The following is a 15927-nucleotide window of genomic DNA, read 5'->3' on the forward strand; positions in this document are numbered from 1 at the left end:
CATCTTCAAGTTAAAGTTGCCCTAAGCTTTGATATGTCAGCAATTTAGGGCTGTGAAGATTTCAGACGTTCAGAGATTCCTGTCGCTGGGCAAGGACTAGTAAAGCTCATATTTCATAAGCTGACAGGGAAGAGAGCCGTTGTGGACTGAAAAACGCTGAGAAGATTTGAGCCCAATGGTGCGAGAAAGCTCTTTGTTGCCGCTCAGTACAAATGCCGTCCAGCCCTTGAATTGCTGTTTGAGGACGTTGCCGAGCAGCTTATAAAACGCTCCTAAGTCAATGTCTTTGCCAAGACGTTCACCATAGGGGGGGTTGCACAGCAGGACGCCGTGATCACTAGGAGCCTCAACAAGGGATAGCTCCTGTTGGTAGAGTTCGATCTGGGTTTCAATGCCGCAGTTCGCTGCGTTTTGACGGGCCTGCTGGATGACGGTGGGGTTGCGATCACATCCCACTACCACTGCATCTAGAGTTTCACGGCAGCTATCCACTGCATTTTGACGCAACGAATGCCACAGCTCAGACTCGAAATTAGGCCAAGTCTCAAAGCCAAAGGACTCCCGATACAATCCTGGTGCCTGGTTGATGGAGATCAAGCCTGCCTCCAGCGGCAGCGTACCTGAACCACAAAGCGGGTCCATGAAGGGCTGATCCGGTTGCCACTGGCTCATGTGAATCAGCGCCGCCGCTAGCGATTCCTTGAGGGGGGCTGCGCCCACAGCAGGCCGATATCCCCGTCGATGGAGACTAGAGCCGGAACTATCGAGACTCACCGTACAGAGATCACGATGAATATGAACGTTGATCAGTACGTCGGGCGTTTGTGGATCTACCGATGAGCGTTCATCAAAGCGTTGCTGCTGCTGATCGACAATGGCGTTCTTCACCTGCAGGGCCGTGAAGTGGGTATGGTTGAGCTGGCGATTTTTACCCGTCGCCTTCACCGCTAGGGTCTGCTCCGGCGTCAGATAGGTCTGCCAGTCTAGGGTCTGGATCCCTCGATACAGATCCTGGGCATCTTGACAGGGAAATTCCTTCAGACTCTGGAGGATCCGAAAGGGCAGTCTGGCCCACAAATTAACCTTGTATAAAAGCGCGCTGTCGCCGATAAAGGAAACGCCACAGAATCCAGGCTCAACTGAGCTGGCCCCCAACGTCTCTAGCTCTTCGGCGGCTAGTGATTCTAAGCCCCGAGCAACGGTGGCAAAATAGGTATTCACTTAGGCGTTGGCCGCCAGCTCTGCCAGTTGAGCCTGCTGATCTTTAGCCACACAGGCTTCTAAAATCAGGTCAATGCCTCCCTCTAGTACCTTTTCTAGGGGGAAGTTATTACCCAGGCGGTGATCGGTGGCCCGATTATCTTTGTAATTATAGGTGCGGATTTTCTCGGACCGAGACCCGGTGCCGACTTGCGATCGCCTCAGGTCAGTAATCGAGTCCTGCTGCTCCTGCATCTGCATTTCGTACAGCTTGGCTCGCAAGATCTGCATGGCCCGCTCTTTGTTCTTGAGTTGCGATCGCTCCTCTGTACAGAACACCCGGATTCCCGTCGGCTTGTGAAACAAATCAGCCGCCGTCTCAACCTTATTGACGTTTTGGCCCCCTGCCCCGCCAGACCGGGCCGTTGACATCTCAATATCCTTCGGGTCAATCTTGACCTCAACCTCATCCACCTCCGGCATCACCGCCACCGTAGCCGTCGAAGTGTGGACCCGCCCCTGCGTCTCTGTGAGCGGCACGCGCTGCACGCGATGGACCCCCGCTTCATACTTCAGTTTGCTATAAACCCGGTCACCCTGGATCTCGAGCACAGCTTCCTTGAAGCCCCCCATCTCACCTAGGGATTCGCTCAGCAACTTGACTCGCCAGCGCTGTGTTTCAGCGTACTTAGAATAAATACGGACCAGATCTCCGGCCCAGATACTGGCTTCGTCACCGCCGGTCCCAGCCCGAATCTCCAGCATGATGTTTTTATCATCGTTAGGGTCGCGGGGCAACAGCAAAATCTTAAGCTTCTCTTCTAGCTGATTGACCGTCTCTGTCAGTTCAGCTACCTCCAGCGCGGCCATTGCCTTCAGCTCTGGATCTTCGCTGCTGTCCTTGGCAATCTGCTGTGCCTCTGATAACTCCTGCTGGTTTTGCTGCCAGCTTTCAAAGGTCGTCACTGTTTCTTCCAAAGAAGCCCGCGTTGTCGCCACCCGCTGAAACTCACTAGGGTCTGTCGCCACTTCAGGGTCTGCAAGACGACGGGTTAGCTCATGGAAGGTTTGCTCAACAGACTTGAGCTTGTCAATTAAATACGTTTCAGCCATAAATCATGCAAAGGCCGCAGTTGAGGCAGGCCAATCTTTTAAAGGAAAACAGAAATAGCTCAGGAAAAATATTGCTGAGGCTGCAGGAGGGCCGTGATATCGCTAGGCAATATAGACTCCCGCCTAGTTTAACGGATTCTCAGGCCAGAGACTCACAATGTTGATGGAGGCAATATCTCCAGGTACAGCGGCCAGTAAGAGAAGTGTCAGAACCGCTCTATCTAGAAGTTGAAACGGCCTGATTTCTACCCAGATTACGAAGGTTTGCGAAAGGCAAAATCCTGCTGCGGAGGCCGTATTTATAGAGATATGCCAAGAAGTTGACCGAAAATCTGCTGCCGTTAGACAGATTAGCGGTCAGAAATCGGAAAGACCTGATAAGCTTTGGGTGATATTAGCTGGCTCTAGGGTGGGTCTAGGTCTTACATCAGCTCAAATCTAGAGCGACAATGCAGACGAGCTAAGCGTTGGGAGTCAATAGATGCGACAAGTTAACTTCACTCTAATTTTTGTCATTTGCTTAGCGTTGGTTTTATTTGGGATTGAGAACACTCAGCTCGTTCCCATCAAAATCATTGAAGGGGTAGAAATCAGAGCGCCGCTTTCAGTAGAACTAATCGTTACCCTGGGGATTGGTGCTGTCTTGGCCTGGATCTTTAGCGTTTGGGTCCAAGTGCAGTCGAGCCTATCAGCGAAGGAGATCGTTGAAGAGCGAGAAGTCCAGATTCATAACCTTCAAGAAGACATTGAGCGGTACAAGGCCGAACTAGAAGAGCAGCAGCGATTACTGCCCAGCGTCAGTTCATCTAGAGAGCCACGGACCAGAACGGCTGGAAGTGATCAATAAATTCCATTAACTAGAGTTCGGCCATGAGCACATCCTTTGCCCAAAATGCAATCTCCATGCTGATTGACATGGCTCAACGCGGCGAAATCGATCCCTGGGATGTGCAGGTGATTGATGTGTTTGACAAGTTCCTAAACGAGCTGTCCTATCAAGACTCTCAAGAGCTTGCGACCTCAGGGCAAGCATTTTTATACGCATCAATGCTGGTGTTTTTGAAGGCAGAGACGCTAGACCCCCATGCGGGGACAGAGGAGCCAGAAGAGGATTTTGAGCAGCTCTTTCTAGAAGATGCAGACCCTAATGCTGCCCCTTTGCCTTCGCATCTAGAAGACTATCTACAGCGCCGTCCCGTAGCCTGCCCGCCCCAAAAGCGGCGCGTCACTCTAACAGAGCTGATTCATCAACTTGAGCTGATGGCGGTGGCGGTGGATCGTCAGTCTCGACGACCGAAGTTGCGCCGCGTCAAGCGACCGTCGCGTGCTCAGTCAATGAAGGCGATCGCCCAGCTTGCCCACCAAGAAAATCTTTCTGAAGTTGCGGAAGAGCTTGAGGTTCTGCTGGCAGAGCTTTGTTTAGACGAAGAAAGCTGGCTAGACCTCAAGGATCTGCTGACGGTCAAGAATGATCCGGTCGGCGTATTTTGGGCCTTACTAATTCTCTGCGCCCAGTCTAAGGTCGAATTGGATCAGTCTAATTTTTACCAGGACTTGCGGTTACGCCCCCTAACCCCCGAACCACCCGCTAAAATTGAGCTGCCAAACTTTAATTCGGCAGCTTCGTAATCGACAAGTTGTACTGAACTTTATACGTTGGACTCTGCCTGCATATCTGTGACGAGCTGCTCAAGTTGATTGCTGGTTGCTTTGTAGGTCTCACCACAGAAATCACAGGTGGCTTCTGCACCATCGTCTTCGACAATCATGTCTTTGAGCTCTGCTTGACCCAGCAATTTTAGCGCTCCTAAAACACGTTCCATTGAGCACTTGCATTGGAATCGCACAAGCTGTCGCTGGGGCATAATGTCGAGTCCCATATCGCCCAAAAGATCTTCTAGGATCTCTGGCAGGGTCTTGCCAGCCTGTAGAAGCGGTGTAAACCCTTGAAGCTGAGCAATGCGAGATTCTAGGGTAGCAACCAGTGCCTCGTCACGGGCTGCTTTGGGCAATACCTGAATCAGCAATCCTCCGGCAGCGCTCACGCCTTGAGAGTCTACAAAGACGCCCAGCACTAAAGCAGAGGGGGTTTGCTCGGAGGTTACAAGATAGTGGGCAATATCTTCACCAATTTCTCCTGAGACAATTTCTACGGTGCTGGAATAGGGGTAGCCATGACCAATATCGCGAACCACGTATAGGAACCCTTCATGCCCAACAGCTCCCCCCACGTCTAACTTGCCTTTAGCGTTCGGAGGCAGCTCAACTGTGGGATTAGTCACGTATCCTCTGACGGTGCCGTCGAGACCGGCATCGACGAAAATGCTTGATAGAGGACCGTTGCCCTTCACGCGGATGTTGATCCGCGACTGGGAGGGCTTCATGCTCGAAACCAACAGTAAACCCGCTGACATTGTCCGGCCTAGGGCTGCAGTGGCAACGTAGGATAGCTGGTGGCGCTGTCTGGCTTCTTCGGTCAGGCGAGTGGTAATAACTCCCACAGCTCGAATGCCGTTCTCTGCGGCAGTGGCACGAATGAGTTGGTCAGCCATGTGAAGTTTTACGTTTTTTGACAGAATGAGTCTAACGTATTTTTGGTCGGGCCTCCGTCACTGACCAACGAGGACAGTGAATTGAGGCTTGGAAGACTGAATATACCCATATTTTTGAAGTACAGCAGCCTGACAGCGAGTAATGTAGATATAGTTGTTAGGGTTGTTTGATCAACTTCTTCCTTCCTAAAGCGTTGTGCCATCGTGAAGGCAGCGCGTATCGATGATGAGCTGATGCGTAATACAGAAGACGCAATGACCACTAATGAGACCAGCGGCAGGCAGTCCCGAAGGCTGAAAGGGGTGCGATCGCAACCCCTAACGCTACGCTTGCTGTCTCACTGGCAAGCCTGCGCGGCTTTGTTCATTGTCTGTGCGGGGCTATTGGGAACCGGCTCCTATTACATGCTGGTGTACCAGCGAACCAAGCTAACCTGTAACAATGTCTTTTGGCCTTTTGCTTCAGCCTCTCTGCGGCTTTACTGTGCTCAGCAACAAGCAGAGAAAAACACGCTAGAAGATCTGTTCGCGGCCATTGGCCTTGTGGATGTTTTAGGTAAAAACCATCCCCTTAGAGCTGCGATCAATCCTCAGATCGAAGAATGGTCGGACCGGGCACTTGATCTGGCAGAGAAAGCATTCCACGAAGGCAAGCTGAAGCGAGCGATTTCCTTTGCCAATCGCATTCCAGATCGGACAGCGGCACACAAGGTTGTGCAGTCCCGCATCAAGCGCTGGAAAGAGATTTGGGCAGAGGGCGAGGGTATCTATAAGAAGGCAGAAGATACGCTGCAGCAAGAGAATTGGCGGCAGGCTTTTTCGATCATGGTGGGATTGCTCAAGGTTGACAATCGCTACTGGTCTCAGACGCAGTATGAGGCGATGAACAAGCGGATTCTGCAGGCCCAAAAAGACGAAAAGGTGCTGGCAAAGGCGAAGGATTTGATTCGGTCTGGGGGGTTAGACAATCTTTCTGAGGCTTTAGGTTTAGCAAGAGACCTGGGGCCAGAGAGCGTTTTTCACAAGTCTGCGAAGGGCACTATCGAAAGAATTGCTCAGCGTCTAATGCAGGTGGCTGAGACGGCTCTACAGCGGCGGGACTTAACCACGGCGCTAGATGCCTCACAGTTAATCCCACGAGAAACCAAGCTCGGGCAGCGCTCTAAAGATTTTGTAGATTTAGCCTATGCATCCGCCTCTTCTTGGTCAGGGACGGCTTCTGGGCTACAGGATGCCATCACTGAGGTTCGGAAGATTGAGGCTAGCAGTCCTTTATACAATCAGGCCCAGTCTTTAGCTCTTAAGTGGGAGGGACAGCTAGCCAGCTTAAGACAGCAGCAAGAGCTGGCTCAGGCAAGGGTGAATGACAGTTACCCTAACTCAGTTGCGGACAGCATCCCGGACAGCATTCTCAGCTGGGAGGAACCGATCGTCCGAGACAACAGGGTATCAAGACAGGCATCTGCCGATCAGTCTTTGTTAGATCGTGCAGATTCTCTATCGCTCAATGGCGATCGCAAGTCCCTAGGCGAGGCGATTCAGCTTGCTCAGCGAATTGTGCCGGGTCGTCCTTTTTACGAAGATGCTCAGGCCCGCGTGGCCGATTGGGAATTTCAGCTCCAGCAGCTCGATAATCCTCGTTTTGAAGAGTTTCCTGAGACGTTAGCGCCTGAACCCGATAACTCTGGTAAAGAGCTATGGCAAGAAGCGCAAGGATATGCCAGTCAGAACAGTCCAGGGGGGCTATCTGCAGCCGTTGAGGTGGCTAACCGAATTGGCCCGAATTCGCCCTTCCGAGCGCAGGCAGAGCAGTCAATGGCTTCCTGGAGTGAGAGGATTTTGACCATCGCTCAGACACAGGCGAATTCTGACCTGCCTAAGGCAATTGCGATCGCGCAGCAAATTCCGGCTTTGAGTCCTGTATACGATGTTGCCCAAAAGCAGATCAGACAGTGGCAAAACCGCAGCTAGTCTAGTTTTAAGCAGAGATGAAGATCTTCTTGACTCTGTACTTATACACTGACATGATTTTTATACAACGATGCTTTATCAGCAACATAGCTGGACCACTACAGTGATATCGTATTGCCAGCAAACAAGCAGAGTAGCGATCTCTTTCCCCACGTTGTCGCCCTGCCAATAATCCTTCAATGCCAATGTGTTCGTCTAAGTCCATCTACTCAATGGCCTAGCTATCACCAAGAAGCTGCTAGTTTTGCCGTTCTTTCGCAGAAGCATTCAGCAGGCGAGGATGCCAAGCAAGAGGAATCAATAAGCTGCGCCCGTCTCTCAAGTCCACCACAATTTTTCACTCGTGAGCTGCACCTACGCGGCTAGAAATACTGTTTCAAAGGTCAAGGTAGTCATACCAAACCTCCAGCAATATTTGCTTGTGTTCCTCTACCCGTCGGGTGATGTCATTGAGTTCATGATCCTTGAACCCGCGACCTTTTTTTCGGAAGCGTTTGCTGCAGGAGGCCGATGATGTTGAGGCCCATGATCTTTTTAATCTCGATATCGGTAAACTCATCTTTGCGGAGTGCATCAGTCACCTGAACAATATCAGCCACATAAAAGGGCATCCGCACGGCTCCATCGAAGTCTGAGCCAAGGGCGACGTGATCAACCCCTACTAAATCAGCGGTATATCGAATCGCTCGGACAATGGCGTCGGCATTCTCGCCACAGATGGCTGTTTTCCAAAAGCCAATTCCAATGATGCCGCCCGTGGCTGCGATTTTTTGGAGGTTGCGATCACTTAAATTCCGAGCATTATCACAGGTCCCTTGGACGCCTGTGTGAGAAACCAATACTGGACGCTGGGCAAGCTGAAGCACATCATCAATAGTCTGAGGAGAGGCATGGGCAAGATCGACAATCATATTGAGATCTTCGATACGTCTCAAGACTTCCTTACCCAAGGGCGTCAGGCCACTTTGATTGATGCCATGCGCAGATCCACTCACCTCGTTATCAAAAAAGTGAGCTAACCCAACGATGCGGAATCCTGCTTCATAGAGGCTATCAATGTTTTCCAGCTTTCCTTCAATGGCCTGTGCTCCCTCCAAACCTAGCAAACCGGCTGTTATTTGTGGGTTGTCCTGTCGCTGAGCAAGATAGGTGTTTATATCTGTAGCTGTTCTGATAATGCTGAATTGACCGGATGCTCTTTGTTCTAATGCCTGTAGCTGTCGGGCCTGGTGGAGCGCTCGCTGTTTGAGGCTAAACCATGTTGATATTGGCCAACGCTGTAAAAGTGCAAGCCGGATAATACTATCGCTTTGACTAGTGTTACCTTCTAGCTTCAGTGGGGCAGGAACTTTGGTGACGACGGTAAACGTTTGTAGTGCGACATTGCCCTCAACCAAGCGAGGAATATCGACGTGACCGTGGCTTGAGCGTTTTAGTAAATCCCGCCCCCATAGCAAAGAGTCTGCATGTAGATCTGCGATTGTTAGCGACTGGTGCAGAGCTTTAGATTCAGGTGTGATCTGCTGGATGGTTGACGAGTGAGTCGAATTGAAACGTTTAGCGACGAAAGCTGGCCCTGTAGAGAAAATAACGATTGCTAACGTGAGGCTGAGGAGCAGAACAAATAGTAGCCCTGATCGGAGAAATAATCTACGAGGACGCTTTTTCCGCTTCATAATCAGTTAAAGATGAAACAGAATCAACCAAAGATGCCGCCGAAAAACTCGATCGCATCTTTCAAAGACACCACAAAAGCATCAATCTCTGCTTGAGTGTTGTAGAAATACAGACTCGCCCGCGCTGTTGACTGCGCTTTTATACAACGATGAAGCGGCTGTGTACAATGATGCCCCGCCCGAATCGCAACACCCGCCTGATCCAAAATTGTAGAGAGATCGTGGGGATGCACTTCACCCGCTGTAAACGATGCCAAAGCCGCTCTGCCCTCGCCTTTCGCATCCGGCTGAGGTCCGTAAATCTTCAGCTCAGGAATCTTGTTGAGCTGTTGGAAGAGATAAGCTGTTAACTCTGCTTCGTAGGCATGAATTTTATCCATACCAATGTTGGTTAGGTAATCAACTGCCGCGCCTAAGCCGATAGCTTCTGCGATCGCAGGTGTCCCCGCTTCAAACTTATGGGGTACATCTGCGTATGTGGAGTGATCCAAGAACACATCCGCAATCATCTCACCACCGCCCAAAAACGGAGGCATTGACCGCAGCAGATCCCGCTTGCCGTAGAGAAAACCAATCCCCGTTGGACCACACATCTTATGACCAGAAGCCACTAACCAATCACAGTCCATTGCCTGCACATCAATTGCCATGTGAGGCACACTCTGACAGGCATCCACCAGCACCTTGGCACCGTACTGGTGAGCAATGGTGATGACTTCTTCAACTGGGTTGATGCAGCCCAATGTATTGGAAGCATGAACAACGCCCACCAGCTTTGTCTTGTCAGAAACAAGAGAACGGAACTGTTCTAAATCAAACTCCTGAGTCTCTGTTAACTCGACGAACTTGAGAACGGCCCCCGTCTTCTGCGACAGAATCTGCCAAGGAATCAGATTGCTGTGATGCTCCATCACCGTAAGAACAATTTCATCCCCAGCCTGGAGCGTTTGGCCCCAGGCGTGAGCCACCAAGTTAATCGCTTCAGTGGCGTTGCGGGTGTAGATGATCTCTTCCCGACGGGCTGCGTTGATAAACGCCTGAATCTTATCTCTAGCGCCTTCGTAAGCATCCGTTGCCCGCGCACTCAGGGTATGAACCCCGCGATGAACGTTGGCGTTATCTTGCTGATAGTAATCTTGCAGCGCTTGCAGAACTGCCGTCGGCTTCTGCGAAGTCGCCGCATTGTCTAGATAAACTAGCGGACTTCCGTTGACTTCCTGATTCAGGATGGGGAAATCAGAGCGGACTTGATCTGCGATCGTTGTTTTTTCTAGAGCAAGCATAGGGGGTTCAGATTCCGGGGGTAGGACTTCAGATTTAAGAACTAGCGGAGACGGGACAAAACATCTTCAAGTAGACCTTGCCGAATAGAAGGCACTGGAATTTTCTCCAGAATTTCTGCGGCAAAGGCTTTAACCAAAAGATCGCAGGCGTTGTCATGATCCAGCCCTCGGCTTTGGAGGTAGAAAACCTCATCATCTTCGAGCTGACTAACGGTTGCACCGTGGGCGCACTTTACGTCGTCTGCAACGATCTCAAGCTGAGGCTTAGTGTCTACTCTGGCTTTAGGCGACAGGAGCAGATTCCGGCTGAGCTGTGCTGCATTGGTTTGCTGCGCGGCCTTGGGTACAAAAATTCTGCCGTTAAATACAGCACGAGCATGATCATCGACGATGCACTTGTGGAGCTGCTGAGCTTGGCAGTGGGCCTGCGAGAAGGTCAGTGCTGAGTGGGTATCCGCCACCTGTGAATCGGTGGCCAGCGTCAGACCATCTAAGATCGTTTCCGTTTGCTCTTCGGTAACAATCTCAGGGTTATGGCGTGATAGCTGACCGCCCAAACTGATGGCAATAGAGCAATAGCGGCTATCTCGCTTCTGAGACACAGCCGTTTTCCCAATATGAAAGGCGGTGGTTTCTTCGCGCTGCAGTCGAATGTGGTTGACCTGGGCATTAGCGGCCAAGAAGATTTCCGCGACTGCGTTGGTGAAGGTCTGGGCACCAACGCTAACGAAGTCTTCAACCAAGGTGACGGTACTGCCGGTTTCAGCAACCACTAACACCCGAGGATAAGCCACGGTTGGTGCTTCACCCTGGGCTGCAGAGACAAATAGCAGATGAATCGGTGCTTCAATACTCTGGTTACGGTCCACCTTCAGAACAGCCGCATCAGTGAAGTTACAGCTATTGAGGGCCGTGAACACCTCTTCTGCACCATGGGTTTTTCCGAGGTACTCCTGGAAAGAGGCATCTAGATTCTTCAGCGTTGTAATCTGGAGTCCAGAGACTTCTGCTTGGCTAGAAAGGTCCGGCGCAAATACTCCGTTAACAAACACAAGACGGATGGCCGCGTCTGACCAACTGTGGGCCTGAATCTGCTCCGCTGTCACCGTTGCCGCTGCAGGCTGAAATGGGATTTTATACAGCGATGACGGATCGGTAAATCGCCACTCTTCGGTTTTGTTACTGGGGAGAGCTTGGTCTTGGATTAGAGTTAAGTTGCGATCGCGAACCCCCATAACCCAATCCGGCACCTCAGCCCCGAACTCAGCCCGCTGACTAATCAACGTATTTAAATAAGCCTGGCGCTCAGCATCACCGCGTCCCTTGAGATCAGAAGGTGTCACTTCAATCGTAGAAATCGTCATTAGGCCACCCCCGCAGGCTGAAGCCAGTCATAGCCCTTCTCTTCTAGCTCTAACGCTAGATCCTTATCACCCGTGGTCAAGATGCGACCACCCTGCATTACGTGCACATAGTCCGGCACGATGTAGTCCAGCAAGCGCTGATAGTGGGTAATCAGCAGTACAGCATTCTCGGGATTAGTGAGCTGATTGACGCCATTCGAGACAATCTTAAGGGCATCAATATCTAGCCCTGAGTCAGTTTCGTCTAGAATCGCTAGCGTTGGTTCCAGCAATGCCATCTGGAGAATTTCGTTTCGCTTCTTCTCGCCACCCGAAAACCCTTCGTTGACGCTGCGGTTGAGAAAGGCTGGATCCATCTTGACTACATCCAGTCGCTCACGGACCAGATCATCAAAATCGAAAGCATCCAGCTCCTCTTCACCCAAGTGCTGACGCTTGGCGTTGTAGGCCACTCGCAAAAAATCTAGATTAGAAACCCCAGGGATTTCTAAGGGGTACTGGAAGGCGAGGAAAATGCCAGAACGAGATCGCTCTTCAGGTTCCAAGTCAAAAAGATTCTTACCCTTGTATAGAACCTCTCCCCCCTTCACTTTATAAGCCGGATGACCTGCAAGCAGCTTAGAGAGCGTACTTTTACCAGACCCGTTTGGACCCATGATGGCGTGAATTTCGCCCGCCTTAATTTCGAGATTAACGCCCTTGAGTATGGAATTTCCATCCACCTCAGCCGTTAAATCCTTAATGGATAGAATTACTTCACTGTTTTCAACAATCACCCTTGAACCTCTAAATTCCTGCGTCTACAACAAAACTCGTTCACTCAAACCGAACGCCCAATCCAGGACTGGGCTAGGTTTCTAAAACGATTCACTCTGACGATCTAGCCGACGCTCCCTTCGAGCTTCAGACTTAACAGACGGTCTGCTTCGACCGCAAACTCCATGGGGAGCTGGTTGAAGACATCTTTGCAGAAGCCGCTAATCATCATGGAGACAGCATCTTCCATCGAAATGCCGCGCTGGGCAAAGTAGAAGAGCTGGTCTTCGCCAATCTTGGAGGTCGAAGCCTCATGCTCCACCTTGGCAGTGTGATTCTGCACCTGAATATACGGGAAAGTATTGGCCTCTGCATCACTCCCAATCAGCATCGAATCACACTGAGAGTAGTTACGAGCACCCTTGGCCTTCGGTCCCATCTTCACCAGACCGCGATAGCTGTTCTGAGAACGTCCCGCAGAAATCCCCTTTGAGATGATCGTGCTGCGAGTGTTTTTACCGATGTGAAACATCTTGGTCCCGGTATCGGCCTGCTGCATATTGTTGGTGAGCGCCACTGAGTAGAACTCGCCCACAGAGTTATCGCCCACCAAAACACAGCTCGGATACTTCCAGGTAATAGCAGATCCCGTCTCCACCTGAGTCCAGGAGATCTTGGAGTTTTTACCCGCACACAACCCACGCTTCGTGACGAAGTTATAAATACCACCCTTACCGTTCTCGTCCCCGGCATACCAGTTCTGAACGGTGGAGTACTTAATATCGGCATCATCTAAGGCAACCAGTTCAACGACTGCAGCATGAAGCTGATTAGTGTCGAACATCGGCGCAGTACAGCCCTCTAGATAACTCACAGAGCTACCTTCTTCAGCAATGATTAGGGTGCGCTCAAACTGACCCGCCCCTTCTGTATTGATGCGGAAGTAGGTTGAAAGCTCCATCGGGCATTTGGTGCCTTTGGGAATATAGACGAAGGAGCCATCACTAAAGACGGCTGAGTTCAGAGCTGCGAAGAAGTTATCTCCAGTAGGAACAACGCTACCGAGATACTTCTTGACCAGCTCAGGATAATCATGAACAGCCTCAGAGATTGAGCAGAAAATGACACCATCTTTAGCGAGCTGCTCCCGGAAAGTAGTGGCAACGGAGACGCTATCAAAGACGGCATCTACCGCGACGTTAGAGAGGCGTTTTTGCTCAGAAAGCGGAATACCCAGCTTTTCAAAGGTTTCCAGAAGCGTTGGATCGACTTCGTCTAAGCTCTTCTTTTTCTCCTGCTCTTTGGGCGCGGTGTAATAAGAGATGTCTTGATAGTCAATGGCCGGGTAGTGGACATGGGGCCAATCTGGCTCTGTCATTTTCAGCCACTGCCGATAGCCCTTGAGCCGAAACTCAAGCATGAATTCGGGTTCATTCTTTTTCGCTGAAATCATCCGAACGACATCTTCACTCAGACCCCGAGGGATGGTATCGACTTCAATGTCGGTGACAAAGCCGTACTTATAAGGTTCGTTAACAAGGGTTTTAACGCTTGCAGTCATGGGGTTCCTACTCTCTAGGGATGCTTTCGGTGACCTTATAGCCAGCGGACCGACGAAGGACACGTGTATAATCTTAAAACAACAAGGTTGTTGCTTAACTTTTATTTTAGGATACTTTAGCAACAATTATGTTGTGAAAGTCAAAAAAATCCTGTTAGCCTAAATTTGGGGCTAAGTACTTTTCCCGTTAAAGGCGATCGCAACTCTTTCCTTGGAATGCCGTGACCACTGCACATTCGACCAAAGAAGATATCCTCAACGCACTCTTGCGGCAGGGTGAAATAACTGCGCAAAAGCTAGCAACTCAGCTATCAGTGAGTCCGCAGGCGATTCGGCGACATCTGAAAGACCTAGAAGCAGAAGGATTGATCAAATTTGAGGTGACCCATGAAGGGATGGGGCGTCCGCAACATGTATATAAATTGAGTCGAGCAGGACGCGATCGCTTCCCTGATCGCCATGACGAGTTTGTAGTGGATTTATTAGATACGCTGTCAGAAACCCTCAGCCCTGATCAAATGCGGAGTGTGCTGAGAAAGCAGTGGGAACGCAAGGCTTTAGAGTATCAGGCTCAGCTCGGCAATGGTCCCTTGCTAGAACGCGTAGAGAGCCTAGTTGAATTGCGGCGGGCAGAAGGGTATATGGCGGAGTACTATCCGGTCCCTGAAGATTCTGACCCTAGTTCTGCCACTCAGTTTGTATTGACGGAGTATAACTGCGCGATTTCACAGGTGGCAGAGTTGTTCCCCAGCGTTTGCGATCACGAGTTAGAGATGTTTGCGGTAGCGCTTAATGATTGTCAGGTAGAGCGCACCCATTGGATCGTTGATGGTGAGCATCGCTGCGGATACCGGATTCAGGCACAGTAGGTCGTTGGCGCAAATCAGCCGTTATCCCGAAATGATCCTGGTATAGGCCGGGGAGTTAGGCTTAGAATTGGGAGTGACTCGAATTTCGATATCGCTACCTAATGTATTGAGAAAGCGAAATAATCGTTCTATAGAAAAGCCCGTTAGCTTTCCTCGGGTTAGCGCAGAGATTTTGGGCTGATCAACTCCCAGCAACTCAGCCGCTTGAATCTGAGTGAGTTGGCGCTCTGTAATGCGCTCAGAGATATGATGAGCTAGCTCAGCCTTAAGCAATAATTCATCAGAATCAGGTAGGCAAAGATCGGCAAAAACATTGCCGCTACTCATTTGTACCGTGATCTCTTCAGTCATCTTATTTCTCCTCATTGCGCTGCTGAAAAACAGTTTGATAGTGCTCTCTAGCTCTCTGTAGGCGGGCTTTAATCAGATCGATATCTTGTTTGGGCGTAGCGATTCCGCGCTTAGACTTTTTCTGGAAGGCATGTAAGACGTAGACAAGCCCTGCAAACTTCACTGTATAGATTGCTCGATAGGTGTCTCCATCGAAGTTCTCAACAACTTCAAGGACACCGGAACCTTTAAATCCTTTCAACGGCTTGGTGTCGGGATGTTTGCTTCCAAGCTGAGCGCGATAGAGTGCAAAGCCCATTATCTGCTGCACTTCTTTTGGGAATTGCTTCAGGTCATTGAGAGAGCTGCCAATCCATTCGAGTGACTTGGGTAAAGTATCCATTAAATTGACTATGTCAGATATAGCATAAAGTGTCAAATGTAGTGGCTGGCTGATTTTGACAGAATATGGAAGTGCGGTTTTGGAGGTGGCAGGGTTGTTTCTGGGTGTTTGCGTTGGCGCTCAATGGCTATCAGGTAAAGCGCACCCACTGGATTATTGATGGTGAGTATCGCTGCGGCTATCAGATTCAGGCACAGTACAACGATCCATAATCTAATCTCTCTTTGTTTGGGAAGAGAATCCCTGTTCTTGTTGCCATAGTTACCGGAGATAGAGAGGGTTGAGGATGATGCTTTGTCAGAGCTTCAACAAAGCATCAAACACGATCTCGTGGAACAGGGAACGAGATTGACCGACAGACGAAGGCGCTGATAGAGGTAATTGAAAAATGACAGTTTGAAGTGATCTTCAAAGATGACAGGGGGGTAGGATAGAGGTGAGAGTATTCGACCTAAAACGCTCAACAATATGTAACGGCTTCGCAGCGGTGCAAACACCCACACCTTTATTGTTTGTAGGGACAATAACATGATCAGTTTTACCCTATCCAATTGGCTCAACCATATTGAGTCAGCCGTTATCAAGATTGCCTTAGGGCTTATGATCCTTGCCTCTATTTTAGCTCTGACTACCTGGATTAATGCGCTGGGGACTCTGGGGTAGTGGAAAAGCTACGCAAGATTAAAGCCCTAGCGGACAACGGCGCGACGGCTGGAGAACGTCAGGCAGCGGCAAGGCTGCTCAAAAAAGGGTAGTCCTAAACGGGTAAGGATATTCTATCGATAAGGGGATGTATGTTCTCCTATGCTTATGCGAGTGTTGACTCGTCGTCATCCATCGTTTTCCGTG

General features: G+C 50.3%; 17 protein-coding genes. 6 read left to right on the forward strand and 11 right to left on the reverse strand.

Annotated elements, in window-relative coordinates:
* Positions 1-96: 96 nt before the first annotated feature.
* Together C1752_RS13500 and prfA are read right to left on the reverse strand one after the other, a co-directional pair.
* On the reverse strand, positions 97-1221 hold the full coding sequence (locus C1752_RS13500; protein ID WP_110986585.1) for a THUMP domain-containing class I SAM-dependent RNA methyltransferase: 1125 nt from the start codon (positions 1219-1221) through the stop codon (positions 97-99).
* Positions 1222-2313, reverse strand: coding sequence for a peptide chain release factor 1 (gene prfA / locus C1752_RS13505; protein ID WP_110986586.1), 1092 nt, complete (start codon positions 2311-2313; stop codon positions 1222-1224).
* Between the two features lie 481 nt (positions 2314-2794).
* On the opposite strand from prfA, the gene C1752_RS13510 reads away from it, so the two are divergent.
* Positions 2795-3160 carry a LapA family protein gene (locus C1752_RS13510; RefSeq protein ID WP_110986587.1) on the forward strand — a complete coding sequence of 122 codons (366 nt, stop codon included), beginning with the start codon at positions 2795-2797 and terminating at the stop codon, positions 3158-3160.
* A 23-nt stretch (positions 3161-3183) separates the two neighbouring features.
* Positions 3184-3942 carry a segregation/condensation protein A gene (locus C1752_RS13515; RefSeq protein ID WP_110986588.1) on the forward strand — a complete coding sequence of 253 codons (759 nt, stop codon included), beginning with the start codon at positions 3184-3186 and terminating at the stop codon, positions 3940-3942.
* 20 nt (positions 3943-3962) lie between these two features.
* Here C1752_RS13515 and hslO read toward each other — a convergent pair whose 3' ends face one another.
* Positions 3963-4865, reverse strand: coding sequence for an Hsp33 family molecular chaperone HslO (gene hslO / locus C1752_RS13520; RefSeq protein ID WP_110986589.1), 903 nt, complete (start codon positions 4863-4865; stop codon positions 3963-3965).
* A gap of 204 nt (positions 4866-5069) precedes the next feature.
* On the opposite strand from hslO, the gene C1752_RS13525 reads away from it, so the two are divergent.
* Positions 5070-6836, forward strand: a complete 1767-nt coding sequence (locus tag C1752_RS13525) for a hypothetical protein (RefSeq protein WP_110986590.1) — start codon at positions 5070-5072, stop codon at positions 6834-6836.
* A 238-nt stretch (positions 6837-7074) separates the two neighbouring features.
* On the opposite strand, the gene C1752_RS30295 is transcribed toward C1752_RS13525, so the two are convergent.
* The 6 genes from C1752_RS30295 to sufB all read right to left on the reverse strand — a co-directional run bounded on the left by C1752_RS30295 (position 7075) and on the right by sufB (position 13476).
* Complete coding sequence (locus C1752_RS30295; RefSeq protein ID WP_315865261.1) at positions 7075-7167, reverse strand: DUF2442 domain-containing protein; 93 nt, start codon at positions 7165-7167, stop codon at positions 7075-7077.
* A gap of 124 nt (positions 7168-7291) precedes the next feature.
* Positions 7292-8512 carry a dipeptidase gene (locus C1752_RS13540; RefSeq protein ID WP_110986591.1) on the reverse strand — a complete coding sequence of 407 codons (1221 nt, stop codon included), beginning with the start codon at positions 8510-8512 and terminating at the stop codon, positions 7292-7294.
* Positions 8513-8535: 23 nt separating this feature from the next.
* Positions 8536-9795, reverse strand: a complete 1260-nt coding sequence (locus C1752_RS13545; protein WP_110986592.1) for a SufS family cysteine desulfurase — start codon at positions 9793-9795, stop codon at positions 8536-8538.
* Between the two features lie 41 nt (positions 9796-9836).
* Positions 9837-11159, reverse strand: coding sequence for a Fe-S cluster assembly protein SufD (gene sufD / locus C1752_RS13550; protein WP_110986593.1), 1323 nt, complete (start codon positions 11157-11159; stop codon positions 9837-9839).
* The gene (gene sufC, locus C1752_RS13555; RefSeq protein WP_110986594.1) at positions 11159-11935 is read right to left on the reverse strand and encodes a Fe-S cluster assembly ATPase SufC; all 777 of its coding nucleotides are present in this window, start codon (positions 11933-11935) and stop codon (positions 11159-11161) included. Before sufC ends, sufD begins: the two co-directional genes overlap by 1 nt.
* A 104-nt stretch (positions 11936-12039) precedes the next feature.
* A complete protein-coding gene (gene sufB / locus C1752_RS13560; protein WP_110986595.1) occupies positions 12040-13476 on the reverse strand; it encodes a Fe-S cluster assembly protein SufB in 1437 nt (478 codons plus the stop codon).
* A gap of 221 nt (positions 13477-13697) precedes the next feature.
* On the opposite strand from sufB, the gene sufR reads away from it, so the two are divergent.
* Positions 13698-14345, forward strand: coding sequence for an iron-sulfur cluster biosynthesis transcriptional regulator SufR (sufR, locus tag C1752_RS13565; protein ID WP_110986596.1), 648 nt, complete (start codon positions 13698-13700; stop codon positions 14343-14345).
* A 21-nt stretch (positions 14346-14366) separates the two neighbouring features.
* Here the strand turns inward: sufR and C1752_RS13570 are convergent, their stop codons facing one another.
* Both C1752_RS13570 and C1752_RS13575 read right to left on the reverse strand, forming a co-directional pair.
* Positions 14367-14696, reverse strand: coding sequence for a helix-turn-helix domain-containing protein (locus C1752_RS13570; protein ID WP_110986597.1), 330 nt, complete (start codon positions 14694-14696; stop codon positions 14367-14369).
* Position 14697: 1 nt separating this feature from the next.
* A complete protein-coding gene (locus tag C1752_RS13575; protein WP_110986598.1) occupies positions 14698-15078 on the reverse strand; it encodes a type II toxin-antitoxin system RelE/ParE family toxin in 381 nt (126 codons plus the stop codon).
* Positions 15079-15143: 65 nt separating this feature from the next.
* Between C1752_RS13575 and C1752_RS28450 the strand changes: the two genes are divergently transcribed.
* Both C1752_RS28450 and C1752_RS29725 read left to right on the forward strand, forming a co-directional pair.
* Positions 15144-15290: a hypothetical protein gene (locus tag C1752_RS28450; protein ID WP_158535094.1), complete on the forward strand. Its 147-nt coding sequence runs from the start codon at positions 15144-15146 to the stop codon at positions 15288-15290.
* Positions 15291-15606: 316 nt separating this feature from the next.
* Positions 15607-15741, forward strand: a complete 135-nt coding sequence (locus C1752_RS29725) for a hypothetical protein (protein WP_274704515.1) — start codon at positions 15607-15609, stop codon at positions 15739-15741.
* Positions 15742-15927: the final 186 nt, after the last annotated feature.

The organism is Acaryochloris thomasi RCC1774 (genome assembly GCF_003231495.1).
Taxonomy (GTDB): Bacteria; Cyanobacteriota; Cyanobacteriia; order Thermosynechococcales; family Thermosynechococcaceae; genus RCC1774.